Origin of the sequence: Paenibacillus sp. AN1007 (assembly GCF_040702995.1) — a bacterium.
In the GTDB taxonomy this organism is placed as follows: domain Bacteria; phylum Bacillota; class Bacilli; order Paenibacillales; family Paenibacillaceae; genus Paenibacillus.
In genome coordinates this window covers 5,197,391-5,210,346 of sequence record NZ_CP159992.1, presented here as the reverse complement: position 1 = coordinate 5,210,346, position 12,956 = coordinate 5,197,391, and the positions used below count along the sequence as shown (strand labels likewise).

Below are 12,956 nucleotides of genomic sequence, written 5' to 3'. Positions count from 1 at the left end.
AATTTGGGGTGACAACTAGCATCGACCGGCAAGCATTACCCGGTCTAAGGAGTGTATCCCCATACAGAAGATGTTCAAGATGAACCCCTCTTCGTTAACAGGCAAGCCGCGGCGCAAGGGTTCGACACAGCGTACGAATTTATCAATTGCAACATGGGAGGGCGTGCCGGCGATTATTTTGCAGACGCTGCTGGGCGGTCCATTCCTCACCGGGTTTTTGCTTTACCTCGGGGCCGGGTCGAGACATATCGGCTTTGTGCTCGCGATTACTACGTTTGTAAACATTGCACAGATTGGCGCAGCGTACTGGATGCAGCGCATTCGCAGCCGAAAGCGTATGCTTTTGCTGTTCGTCGGGGCTCATCGCATCTTGTGGAGTGCAACGGGACTGATTCCCTTTATATTTCCCAAGGAGTGGTGGGTCAGCGTTTATATTGGCTTATATACGATCGCTTTCATATGCAATACCATCGGGGGGATGATCTGGACCTCCCTGATTGGAGACATCGTACCTGCCAAAGTGAGGGGACGCTATTTCGGGATACGAAATACGATTCTGAATGCACTTGGAAGCGTATGCTTGTTTGGTGGTGGGATTCTACTGGACCGTTATCCGGGAGAGACCGGCTTTCTAATCCTGTTCATCCCCGTATGGATTTGTGCCATTGCCAATACCGTCATCTATTTCTTTTACCCGGATATGCCTTTTGAACGTTCGACAGAGAAGGCGTTTTCGCGTATGTTTATCAAACCTTTTCAAGATAAAGTTTTCCTGAAGGCAACCGTTTTCCTGGCGGTATGGCTGCTGATTCAAACCTTGATTGTACCGCTCTATTCCTACGTCATGCTCGATCTGCTGCACGTCAGTTATCAGATGGTTTCCCTGATTACGGTTGTTCAGACTCTGGTGATGATGGGTGGATTCTATATTTGGGGCAATCTGAATGCGAGATACAGTAACAAAACGCTGCTGTTCTGGACGCTGCCGGTGATTGCGCTGTCCTGTCTGTCATGGGGAGTAATGTCCTTTGCTCCGGTATTGGTTGCGTTATTTCTGTCCCATATCTTCCTTGGGATTGGCGTTGGCGGCTTCAACCAGCTTGCGTTCAATTTTACGATAGGTGATACACCAAAAAGTGAAAGACCCATGTTTGTGGCCGTGTATTCGGCACTAACTGGTGTAACTTCGTTTATCGGGCCGCTGATTGGAGGCTGGTTGTACGAGAAAATGGAAACACTCTCAGAGGCAGCGATCTGGATGTCCACCTACGGATTTCAAGTCATCGTTGGTGCGGTGATGCTGCTGCTTACGTTTACCTTAGGGCGACGTGTACTTCTAAAATAGGAACAGATTAAACCATTTACGACTGCGCTCTCAATTTTTGAATAGATTGGAGGGATGCACATGAGTCATCCTGAACGTAAAGCGATGGTGATCGGGGCTACGGGACTGGTAGGCGAACTTCTGGTTCGCAATCTGCTGGAACACCCGCTGTACAGCGAGGTTCGCATCCTGATTAGACGCAGGCTTGATCTGGAGCATCCCGCATTGAAGCAGCATGTTGTGGATTGGGCGCACTTGGAGAGTCAGGGGCATCTGTTTGAAGATATCGATGATCTTTACTGCTGTATGGGCACGACCATTAAAAAAGCAGGCAGTCAGGAGAAGTTCCGCGAGGTGGATTATCATTATCCGGTTCGTGCGGCGGTACTGGCGAAGCAGTATGATGTGAAACAGATGCTGGTTATTTCCGCTATGGGTGCAAATGCAGCTTCACGTGTATTTTACAGCCGCACCAAGGGTGAGATGGAGGAGGCCCTTTCGAAAATCGGTTTTCGTTCCCTGCACATTTTTCGTCCATCACTCATCCTGGGGGATCGCGGCGAGAAACGTCTCGGTGAGGAGTTTGCTGCCAAAGTGATGAAAGTATTAGACCGCTGGATGAAAGGGCGAGCAGCCAAATACCGGGCTGTGCATGCCTCAACAATCGCTCAAGCGATGAGGAATATAGCCGTGGTCCAAACCACAGGTAATCATATATATCCCAATGATGTGATTCATGCTGTTGGTGTACAGGGCACGTCATGCGTCTGACCTTTTGTGGGACGGTGCTGCTGTAATGATACAAGGATAAATAGCGATAAGCGTTTCTTCCCCGAATGAGAGCATGATATAATAAATTTTAAAAAATAATAGCAGGTCTTGCTGCTTTCCGGCGGCAGGGCAGCGAACACAAAGGAGAACCTGTTCAATGAAAAAAGCAATCTCGACCGAACAAGCGCCGGGTGCCATCGGTCCATACAGTCAGGCAGTAGATGCGGGTGATTTCATCTATACATCTGGGCAGCTTGGCCTTAATCCGCAAACAGGTGAATTCGGAGCAGATGTTCAGGAACAGACTCGTCTGTCTTTGAGCAACGTCAAAGCCATCCTGGAAGCAGCGGGCACAAGTATGGATAAAGTTGTGAAAACAACGGTGTTCCTGAAAGACATGAATGACTTTGTTCCCGTAAATGAAGTGTACAGCAGCTTCTTTACACAGCCTTATCCGGCGCGCAGTGCTGTAGAAGTTGCTCGTCTGCCAAAGGACGCATTGGTGGAGATTGAAGTTATCGCGCTGAAATAGCATGAGCTCGCAGCCCTGACCGGGACAGACAGCCCAGCTCTGCATAAATAACAGCAAAAAGCCGATTAAGAGTCAGATGACCTCAAATCGGCTTTTTGCTATCGGTTGGTTTTATAGAAGATGCTTAATCACGGTCTTGATTGCGGGCGAGAAACAGCCATACGGCGTAAACCGCCAGAACTATAGCTATGGTAATTCCCGTATAATAGACGGAAGTGACATCCTTTTGTTTAAGAGCTATGGCAATGTACGCCCAAGTGAACACAAGTGGATACACGCTGTCGCGATATCGGAAGCTGACAAGTACAGCCAGAATCATACCAACAACCAGCATAATGATCGTCCAGGCTGTTTCACTGATGCCAAATCCATCCCATCCGATTTTGTATAAATAAACCGCCGCATTAACGATCGTAGCTACGCTGACCCATCCGAGATAGATGCTGAAAGGCAGTTTAACAAGCCAGATCTCGGCAGTGGTTGGCATGGTAATCATGCGTGTTTTGACGTAAAGCATAATCAGGCTGAGCAGCAGCAGTACGATAATCAGCAGGGCGAGCCCGGTCTGCAGATTCTGAAAGGCAAAAATCCATGCCACGTTAAAGGCACAGCTGGCGAGAAACCAGTATCCTAGACGGGCGATGGAGTTGTTTTTCCAGGAAGCAGGGAAGAACTGATAAATGACAAAGCCCGCCAGCAGCAGGTAGATCAGCCCCCATATAGCAAAGGCATAACCCGACGGTGTGAGCAGTACAGGGTACATATCCGATACTTCCTTGTTGGTTTTGCCGCCGATCGGCAGCGCATTGGAGAGGTAGTTCACAATAATGACAGCGATAAAACCGATGGCGTTTAACCACTTATACGGATTATTTCGTGACATAGCGTTTCCTCCTTGGTTTGATAAAATAAATGAACCGCGGGTCAGTCTACTATGAATATACCCACTAACCACTCGTTCTAATAATCGAAACTCCATACTCGATCACAGAGTTCCTCCAGATTCCCTGCTTAATCTGGTTTTATTGGAGACGAACTGCACTCTGTCCCAATGTACGCTGCAGCAGACATGAATATGTCTATACAAGATTGTTCGACAATTAGGGGGGAAAGTATGTTACTGAAAGAAACGATGGAGAAACAGCAGACCTGGTTCTACGTGATTGCTCTGTTTGCAGGTGTATGGATCGGACTGGCCGTCCCGGATGTGGGAAATGCAATGCATTATGCGGTGTCTCCAATCCTTGCTGTGCTGCTCTACAGCATGTTTGTTCAGATCCCATTTACGGAGCTGAGAGCTTCATGGACCAATCTGCGATTTATGGCTGCGCTGCTGCTGGTTAATTTTATCTTAGTTCCTGTGGTAGTATGGCTTCTTGCACTTGTTTTTCCACAATCCCCGGGTGCTCTGATTGGGGTTTATCTTGTGATGTTAACGCCCTGCATTGATTACGTCATCGTTTTCACACAGCTGGGGAAGGGGAATGAGAAGCTGATGCTGGCTGCGACTCCATTTCTGTTTGTCGTGCAGATGGTTTTGCTTCCCGTCTATCTCTGGTTATTGCTGGGCAGTGAGGGAGCTGGAATGATGCAGACAGGTCCGTTTCTGGAAGCTTTCCTGCTGCTAATTGTCCTTCCGCTGCTGCTGGCCGTATTGACGCAAGTGTTCTCTCAAAAAAGCTTAAGTACACAGCGGGTGCTGTATGCCACAGTATGGCTTCCGGTTCCAATGATGGCTCTTACCTTAACGGTCGTGGCTGCATCGCAGATGGGGAAGGTCTACCAAGACATCGGAACGATCGTTCATGTAATTCCGATTTATGCTGTTTTTTTAATCATTATGCCCCTGATATCCCGGATTATTGCAAAGCTGTTTCGACTCGATACAGGTGCCTCCAGAGCGTTGATTTTTAGTGCATCAACTCGTAATTCGCTGGTTGTTCTGCCTTTGGCGTTATCTCTCTCATCCGAGTGGGCATCCATCGCTGCAGCGGTCATCGTTACTCAGACGATGGTGGAGCTTGCAGGAGAATTGATATATATCCGCGTGGTACCTAGAGTGATCTTGCGAGACTGATAACTCTTCCCATCTAGGCCGGAATCGATACGAGTCGGATACTACTATAGGAAAATAGATCTGACAAATCCAACGGACGTTAAACCTGGACTGCAGTGAAATGTAAATACGCGAAGAGGACTTCCAAAAGATCATACTGGAAGTCCTCTTTTCTTAGATGAAAACAGGTGAGTTACGTTCCGGTTTGGCATACCGTTTTCCGATATTCCGCAGGGGTCATGCCTTCCATCTTTTTGAAAACTTTACTGAAGTACTTTTCATCCTGGAAACCGACCATCTCCGAGACTTTGGCAACCCGAAGTGAGGGATTCTGCAGCAGGAGCTTGGCGTTATTGATCCGCAGTTTACCGAGATATTCCGACCAGTTCAGCCCGAATTGCTGTTTAAATTTACGGGAGATGTACTCCCTGCTCAGATAAAAGCGTGCCGCAATCTGCTGCAATGACAAGTCCTCCTGATAGTGGGCATCCATGTAACGGGCAATTTCACTCATAGGATCAGAAACAGCGTGCTGCTGCGCTGAAAGTGCCTTCCCGGCTGCAAGCAATCGCTGTTCCAAGAGAGAGCGAAGGAGCGGGAACGAAAGCAGACCTTCATCGTCAAAGGGCAGTTCCGCAAAAGGAGGGAACGGATCCTCAGCACCCTCCTCGTCATGGGAGAGCGGGCCTTCCGCATCATCCAACCATCGGCTGAGCATCCATTCCAGTTCCTGCATCCACTGCAGCAGCTGCTCTGCGCTGACTATATCCAGCTTGGTGAAGGGATCGAGCCACTCCGCGACTACCGCAGATACACTGGAAGCACGGTAACTCAAGGCTGCCACGCGCATAGACTCTTCGAATGCAGTGAGCCGCTTGCCTTTATTTTTGGCAGATGATTCAAGCGTGGAGTGGATGCGCTGCCGAGTATGTAACGTATTGCGTCTCCACAATTTCGAACTGGCATCCAGATAGGCAGCTGAAATACCGGCAGGGTAATTGTCACAAGTGGATATTCCAAAATGGAGCCGGCGCTGAATTGTCTGTTCTAATCCATCATTGATACTTTCCAGAATGCGTTCGAGCGAGGACTGAGATCCCCAGTGCAGCAGTACAATTTCATCTGGTTGGTTGAGCTGGCGGAATGTGACGCCTTCTGCCGGCATGCGCATCATCTCGGCACAGATGTTAAGAACTGAAAATACAAGCAGATCCGGCTGGCTGCGATATTTAGCCAAGCAGTCCGCATCCAGGTGGGACAGACTGGTGACGGCAGCAGAGCACCTCGGAATGAAAACGGGGAAATTCAGTTCCTCCTGCAGCCGCTGTATGTGTGCAGAGGTGCTGCCTCTGCCGACAGCCAGTTCAGTGAGCAGGCGATCCTGATAATGCGGACGCATGCAGTTCACTACGATGGATTGCTTGGTGGTTTCTATACGCAGGGCATCCTCCTCTTCCCGGGCCTTCACGGCTTTCCTCAAGGAGGAGTTTAATTCATCCGCCTCGACAGGTTTTAGCAAATAGTCCATGCCGCCATGCCGGATGGCATGCCTCACCAGTTCAAAGTCATCATACCCGCTGACGACAATGACCTTACTGTGCGGGGAATGAGCTGAAATCCATTCAAGCAGTACCATGCCGTCCTTGCCTGGCATACGCATATCCGTCAGTATAATCTCCGGTTGATGTGCTGTAATTGCTTCAATCGCTTCAGACCCGTCTGCTGCTTCCAGTAACACATTAATTCCGAGGTCGTGCCAGTGACCGAGAAGCCGGATGGCATGACGGACATGCTGTTCATCATCGACAAGCAGTGCTTTCATGTTGTTCACTCTCCCGCGTATAGTTTGACTTGAAGCTTCACACCGCTTGGATCTATATTGTTCATTTCGATCCGGGCAGGTTTGCCCGGTGGGGAGTTAAGTGCGAGTCTGCGTACAACGTTGCGCAGGCCAATAGATTCGGATCCTGTCGATTCCTGTGGTATGTCAGATAGTGCAGCTTCAGGTTGGAGCCATTTCCGAATTTCGGCCAATCTGTCTTCAGGAATGACGGGTCCATTGTTCATTAGTACAATCTCAATCCACTGTTCGTCAACCCGGCGGCTGGTAATTGAAATAATTCCTTTTCCAGGCTGTATGTCTGCACCGTGCTTGAAATAATTTTCAATGAGAGGCTGCAGTGTCATACGAGGGATCGGAGCAGATCGGGTATCCTCCGCAAAATCCATGTGTACCTCCAGCCGCTCACCAAAGCGTTCCTGCTGCAGCTCCAGGTATAACCGGGCATGTTCTGCTTCTTCATGAAGTGTCACACGGGTTTGATCCCTCATGCTGTAACGCAGCATTTTGGATAGAGAAGACAGTAAGGTATAAGCTCGCTTTCCCTGCTGCTGCAGCGCCAGTGTACCGATCGACTGCAGGGTGTTATAGAGAAAATGGGGTTGAATCTGCGCTTGTAAAGCTCTGAGCTGATGAGTCTTGTTCGCAATCTCCAACTGGTATTCTCTTAGAATCAGGTTGTTAACGGTGTCCATCATATCCCGGAAATGCCTTGCAAGCACCCCGAACTCATCCCGGCTCGACAAACGGATATCCACATGCAGGCGTCCTGCCTGAATCTGAGTCATATACCGCATTAACTGCTTGAGCGGACCTGTGATCCGTATGGAAATGAATAAGGTTGCCACGATGACAAGAATAAGTGCTGCAAAAGCAATCACTGCATTATTCCATGTAAGCGCAGTAGCCCTTGCATATAACGTTTCATTTGGAATCTGCTTGACGATCGTCCAGTCTGCGTAGCTGCTCCCGAGCTGCTGATACACATACATCGAGTGATCCTGTTCAAAATGACCGGCCGCATCGAGTGCCGTGCCTGCAATTGCTCGCCCGTCCTGCAGGGCATCAGCTGCCGCTCGCTGCAGATGGTCCGTATTACTTGCTTTCTGTACCTCGGAATGCCCTTGGTAGACTATCCGGTTTTGTCCATCTACGACGTAAATCTGCTCCTTAGCCGGATCATACAGCCTGCTGCAGATGGCAGCAATGCTGTTCATGTTGAGATCGATGGCAAGCACACCCAGTCGTTCAGGAGAGGGAATATCTCGAATGATCCGGTGCAGGGTAATTACGGTTCTCGGTGAATCATCTGGAGAAGCGGCTTTGAAGCCGTAGGTATGGCTCATATGTGCAGATTCTACCCAGATATCGGAGTTTCCGTCCCCTGTTTTACCATGCAGTGAATCCGAGTAGGCCTGCTTCCGTTCCTCCCGTTTCGGAAAAGGGTTAGCAATCAACGTCGATTGGTTGGATGCGAAGGAGTGAAGATAGAGTTGAAACACATCGGGCACAGCTGACCTGATCGTTTGTAAAGTGGTATATACCTCGGCAACAGCGCGATAGTCCCCAGGAAGCTTCGCCAAATTTCGCAGGAAATTAGGATCATTGTAAACAGCAAGTGAGGCCCGTGCCGCGTTATCCACGTAGTTATTGAGATTGGTTGATGCCTGATAGATCAGTCGTTTATTTTCTTCCAAGGCTTGTTCCCGCAGGGCTGTTTTGGTCTGAATAAAAGTCATGCTGATGGATGCCAGCAGCGGAATAGTTGTTGCAATCAACATAAAGGCAATTAGCTTGGTGCGGATACTGTAATATTTGGACATCAGTACACCCCTTCTAGGCGCCTCGTCAAGGGAGGACAATATTTTACACCCAACTGTTCAAGAATGTCGGTGTTTCCCTTTACGATTTTGGAGTTTAATAGAACAAGAGACCAATATCATCCATCTATAGAAGGGGAGAACGATATGAAGCATCGCAAGTCTTCACAGCTGTTACAGCAGCTTGTGTTCGTGGGTCCCTCCGTTGTATTTTTTATTCTCATCATCGTGGTCCCTTTCCTGCTTGGCATGGTGTATTCCTTTACAGATTGGAACGGAGTATCTGCCAGCGTGAACTGGGTAGGACTTGATAACTTCGTGCATATTTTTGCAAACGATCCCAAGTTCCAGTCGGCCTTCTGGTTCACGGTACGCTTTACCGTTATAGGGGTTATTCTTACCAACGTCATCGGTTTTTTTCTGGCCTATTTCCTGACCAAACCACTCAAGACAAGAAACGTGCTGCGCACAATTTTCTTTATGCCTAACGTCATTGGTGGGCTGCTGCTCGGGTTTATCTGGCAATTTATATTTGTGAAAGGGTTTTCAGCGGTAGGTGACGTGACAGGCTGGTCTTTCTTTAACCTCCCATGGCTTGGTGATGAACCGACAGCCTTCTGGGGAATTGTCATCGTCTTTGTATGGCAGACCGCTGGTTATCTGATGGTGATTTATATCTCGTCTTTGACAAATGTGTCACCTGATCTGTTGGAAGCTGCCGAGATTGACGGGGCCAGCCGCTGGCAGGTGCTGCGGAGCATTATTTTACCACTTATCATGCCTGGTGTAACGATCTGTTTGTTTCTGGCAATCTCCTGGTCTTTCAAAATGTTCGACCTTAACCTATCGCTGACGAAGGGCGGACCGTTTGGATCAACTGAATCGGTTGCACTTAATATTTATAATGAAGCCTTTGTGAACAACCGGTACGGCATTGGAACCGCCAAAGCATTTATATTCTTCGTAATCGTTGCGATCATCACCATGATTCAGGTGCGTGTGACGAAGAGCAAGGAGGTTGAAGCCTGATGGAGACGACGAAAAATTATCGCTTCGGTACGGTGATTACCGAGATCATCATGGTGTTTATCGGGATACTGTTTCTGATTCCGTTTTACTTCCTGTTTGTGAATTCGGTCAAAACATTCGGTGACCTGCTTACGAATTCGGCCGCCTGGCCGGAAGTGTTCCAGTGGGGGAATTATGCCAATGCCTGGGAGAAAATCAGCTTCCCGTCAGCGCTCATGAACTCCCTGATCGTCACCATCATCAGCAATCTGCTGCTGGTACTGATCAGTTCCATGGCTGCGTACCGTATGGTTCGAAGCAATACACGGTTTAACCGGATATTATTCGGTGTATTTATTGCCGCAATGGTAATTCCGTTTCAGTCTATCATGATTCCGCTCGTCACGGTAACCAGTAATCTGGGACTGATCGACAGTCTGGGCGGGCTGATTATCTGTTATCTCGGATTTGGTGCACCGATGTCTATCTTTTTGTTCCATGGCTTCGTTAAATCGGTTCCGCTGGAGATTGAAGAAGCGGCTCGGGTTGATGGCAGCTCGGTCTACGGAGTGTTCTTCCGGATCGTATTCCCGCTGATGAAACCTATGTATGTAACCGTAATCATTCTAAATACGCTCTGGATCTGGAACGACTATCTGCTGCCATCCTTGATCCTGCAGAGCTCTAATCTGCGAACCATTCCGATTGCGACCTTCGCGCTGTTTGGTCAATATACCAAGCAGTGGGATCTGGCACTTCCTGCTCTGGTTCTCGGCATTATGCCGATCATTATTTTCTTCCTGCTCATGCAGAAGTATATTATTCAGGGCATTACCGCAGGATCAGTTAAAGGGTAGTGCGAGAGTAGGCTGCTCCGGCATCATGTGTGCTTTTGGTCGCTGTTGCTCCTCCAGCGCATCATGCTGCCTTCGCTCTGACTCGCACGGAGGTAGAGGCAAAGGGCACATCTACCCGCAAGGCTTGGGCAGATGTGCCGGAGTAGGACGGTGCAAGGAAGTCAAAAGCAGAGAAGGACAGATAAGGTTAGAGAAGAAACAAAGAAGATAAGGATTTTGGGTTGTCCGCTAATTCCGTGATTAACTACGCGTGACACGTTGTGTGGATCGTGCTAGTTCATCTATATAGTAAGGAAAAGAAAGAAGAGGCTAAGGACAGGATCAATCCTGGCAAACAGAGCAAAAGCGAATCAAGAATCCAGAGTACAAGAAGCAAACGGTAGTAAGCAGGGGCATGCAGACAGTTAAAATGAAACTACTTACAGGGAGAGTGTATCTATGAAAAGAATGACGAAGTTAACGCTGCTGATGTTCATCGCTTTTTCAGTCATGCTTGCGGGTTGCGGAAACGGGGACAAGAGCGGCAGTCCCGTCAACACGGATGCGCAAACTGGCGGCGGTGAAGCAGCGGCTGGCTCAAAAACAATTAAAATTTTTCAATACAAAGTTGAAATTGCAGAAGCCCTTAATCGCCTCAAAACCGAGTACGAATCCTCCCATCCGGGCATCAAGCTGGATATTCAGACGGTAGGCGGCGGCAGTGACTACGGTGCTGCATTAAAAGCCAAGTTTGCTGCAGGCGAACAGCCGGATATTTTTAACGTGGGTGGATATCGTGAACTGGATACCTGGCTTGAATATCTGGAAGACCTGTCTGGTGAAGCTTGGGCCAAGGATGTTCTGGAAGTTGCCAAAGAGCCTATGACTAAAGATGGCAAGCTTTACGGACAGCCGCTTGCACTGGAAGGGTACGGATTTATTTATAACAAGGATCTATTTGCCAAAGCCGGCATTACTGAAATTCCAACAACGCTGGAGCAGCTGGATCAGGCAGCGAAGAAGCTGCAGGACGCAGGCATTACGCCATTCTCCAACGGTTATCAGGAGTGGTGGGTGCTGGGGAATCATAACGTTAACGTAGCGTTTGCCAATCAGGCCGATCCGGTAAAGTTCATTCAAGGATTGAACGAAGGCACAGAGAAAATTCCAGGCAATCCTGTGTTTAACGACTGGTTAAATCTGCTGGACCTGACGCTGAAATACAGTAACAAAAATCCGCTTACTACAGACTACAACACCCAAGTAACGCTGTTTGCCAGCGGCGAAGCAGCAATGATGCAGCAGGGGAACTGGACACAGGTACAGATTGACGGAATTAATCCGGATCTGAATCTGGGCATTCTGCCGATGCCGATTACTAATGAACCAAACGACAAATTGTTTGTGGGTGTGCCTAACTACTGGGTTGTGAACAAAAACTCCCAAGTGAAGCCGGAAGCGAAAGAGTTTCTGGAATGGTTGGTCACTTCCGACATCGGCAAGAAGTATCTGACCAAAGAATTCAAGTTCATCCCGGCATTTAGTTCTATTCAGGCCTCTGAGGAAGAGCTTGGAGACCTCGCGACAGATATTATGAAGTATAGTCAGGAGAATAAAACGTTAAGCTGGAACTTTAACCGTTTCCCTGAAGGGGTTCCACAGGAATTCGGCAGCACCATTCAAGCTTATGTAGCAGGCAAATCGGATAAAAAAGCACTGCTGGATGGCCTGCAGCAGAACTGGGATAGTCTGAAAAAGAAATAAAGCACACGCAATGTGGAGTCAGCTGTATGTACAGCTGGCTCCTTTATTTTGCTGTCAACCGAATGCAGCAGGCAGCCTTGAAGATGTGTGGATAACTCATTTTCATTTACAGCAAGCAAACGATACTTTACATGAATTTGATACTATATGTGGATATCCTGTGCGTATATGATCTAAATGTGGACAACTTTTTGAAAATGAGGACTATGAGCTGCTTGTATCAACGGATTTACTTGCTTTCGTTAAAATAGTACTGTATAGTTCTAATTATGAATAACAATAAAAGCAATGCACCACATCAAGGAATGTCTAAACTGTCCAAGCCTAGAAGCTCTGGTCCGGTGAACCGCACCAAAGCGGTTGAAGTGGCCGCGCAGTTGTTTCTACGGCAGGGGTATGCTTATGTCAGCATGGACGAGGTGGTGCGGGTCAGCGGCGTATCCAAATCCAACATCTATTATCATTTCAAAAATAAGGAGGAACTGCTTCAGGCCGTTGTACAGTTCTGGATTGCGCAGTATGAATCAGAGCTGTATCTGCTGCTCAGCCAGCGCGAGCGGAGTGTAGAGGAACGAATCCATTCATTCCTGTCACTTCTTTCGGCAGGTATAGAAAGTCGAAACTTCGAAGGAACATGCCCGTTTGTCACGCTATATATCCAGGCCCCCGACAGTGCATCCCAAGCGAAGGAAAGCATCTCGATTTTCTTTCGAGAGCTTGTACCTATGGTGGAGAAGCTGCTCCAGCAAGGGCTGGAACGCGGAGAATTCCGCAGAGGGGTTGAACCCGGAGCTGCAGCTTCGCTATTCGTGGCGGCACTTGAAGGTTCATTGATCTTGGCCGGAACTTCTCGTGATCTGGGTATGATTGAGCGGGCGGCGCGTACATTTTGTCAGATGCTTCGTTAAACGAAGCTCTTTTTTTGGACTTTAATAGTACTATATAGTACTAGTTTGTGGAATGGTTATGATACTGATTTAGATAATGATCAAAAAGACTGGATAT

Annotated in this window: 11 protein-coding genes; 8 read left to right on the top strand and 3 right to left on the bottom strand. The window is 48.3% G+C overall.

Going from position 1 to position 12,956, the window contains the following annotated elements; genetic code table 11:
* Positions 1 to 79: 79 nt before the first annotated feature.
* The 3 genes from ABXS70_RS23335 to ABXS70_RS23325 all read left to right on the top strand — a co-directional run bounded on the left by ABXS70_RS23335 (position 80) and on the right by ABXS70_RS23325 (position 2,627).
* Positions 80 to 1,345, top strand: a complete 1,266-nt coding sequence (locus tag ABXS70_RS23335) for an MFS transporter (RefSeq protein WP_342554022.1) — start codon at positions 80 to 82, stop codon at positions 1,343 to 1,345.
* Positions 1,346 to 1,405: 60 nt separating this feature from the next.
* Positions 1,406 to 2,095, top strand: a complete 690-nt coding sequence (locus tag ABXS70_RS23330) for an oxidoreductase (RefSeq protein WP_366291223.1) — start codon at positions 1,406 to 1,408, stop codon at positions 2,093 to 2,095.
* Between the two features lie 157 nt (positions 2,096 to 2,252).
* Positions 2,253 to 2,627: a RidA family protein gene (locus ABXS70_RS23325; RefSeq protein WP_090918620.1), complete on the top strand. Its 375-nt coding sequence runs from the start codon at positions 2,253 to 2,255 to the stop codon at positions 2,625 to 2,627.
* 124 nt (positions 2,628 to 2,751) lie between these two features.
* Here ABXS70_RS23325 and ABXS70_RS23320 read toward each other — a convergent pair whose 3' ends face one another.
* On the bottom strand, positions 2,752 to 3,510 hold the full coding sequence (locus ABXS70_RS23320; protein ID WP_366291219.1) for a tryptophan-rich sensory protein: 759 nt from the start codon (positions 3,508 to 3,510) through the stop codon (positions 2,752 to 2,754).
* A 231-nt stretch (positions 3,511 to 3,741) separates the two neighbouring features.
* On the opposite strand from ABXS70_RS23320, the gene ABXS70_RS23315 reads away from it, so the two are divergent.
* Positions 3,742 to 4,704, top strand: coding sequence for a bile acid:sodium symporter (locus ABXS70_RS23315; RefSeq protein WP_366291216.1), 963 nt, complete (start codon positions 3,742 to 3,744; stop codon positions 4,702 to 4,704).
* A gap of 172 nt (positions 4,705 to 4,876) precedes the next feature.
* Here ABXS70_RS23315 and ABXS70_RS23310 read toward each other — a convergent pair whose 3' ends face one another.
* Together ABXS70_RS23310 and ABXS70_RS23305 are read right to left on the bottom strand one after the other, a co-directional pair.
* Positions 4,877 to 6,505, bottom strand: a complete 1,629-nt coding sequence (locus ABXS70_RS23310) for a response regulator (protein WP_366291213.1) — start codon at positions 6,503 to 6,505, stop codon at positions 4,877 to 4,879.
* A gap of 5 nt (positions 6,506 to 6,510) precedes the next feature.
* Positions 6,511 to 8,346, bottom strand: a complete 1,836-nt coding sequence (locus ABXS70_RS23305) for a sensor histidine kinase (protein WP_342554027.1) — start codon at positions 8,344 to 8,346, stop codon at positions 6,511 to 6,513.
* 144 nt (positions 8,347 to 8,490) lie between these two features.
* Between ABXS70_RS23305 and ABXS70_RS23300 the strand changes: the two genes are divergently transcribed.
* The 4 genes from ABXS70_RS23300 (at position 8,491) to ABXS70_RS23285 (ending at position 12,859) form a co-directional block, all read left to right on the top strand.
* Positions 8,491 to 9,372, top strand: coding sequence for a sugar ABC transporter permease (locus ABXS70_RS23300; RefSeq protein ID WP_342554028.1), 882 nt, complete (start codon positions 8,491 to 8,493; stop codon positions 9,370 to 9,372).
* Positions 9,372 to 10,208 carry a carbohydrate ABC transporter permease gene (locus ABXS70_RS23295; RefSeq protein WP_342554029.1) on the top strand — a complete coding sequence of 279 codons (837 nt, stop codon included), beginning with the start codon at positions 9,372 to 9,374 and terminating at the stop codon, positions 10,206 to 10,208. The genes ABXS70_RS23300 and ABXS70_RS23295 overlap by 1 nt, the downstream gene beginning before the upstream one ends.
* A gap of 438 nt (positions 10,209 to 10,646) precedes the next feature.
* Positions 10,647 to 11,951: an ABC transporter substrate-binding protein gene (locus tag ABXS70_RS23290; protein WP_366291208.1), complete on the top strand. Its 1,305-nt coding sequence runs from the start codon at positions 10,647 to 10,649 to the stop codon at positions 11,949 to 11,951.
* A gap of 341 nt (positions 11,952 to 12,292) precedes the next feature.
* Positions 12,293 to 12,859 carry a TetR/AcrR family transcriptional regulator gene (locus ABXS70_RS23285; RefSeq protein ID WP_366291205.1) on the top strand — a complete coding sequence of 189 codons (567 nt, stop codon included), beginning with the start codon at positions 12,293 to 12,295 and terminating at the stop codon, positions 12,857 to 12,859.
* The last annotated feature ends 97 nt before the right edge of the window (positions 12,860 to 12,956 follow it).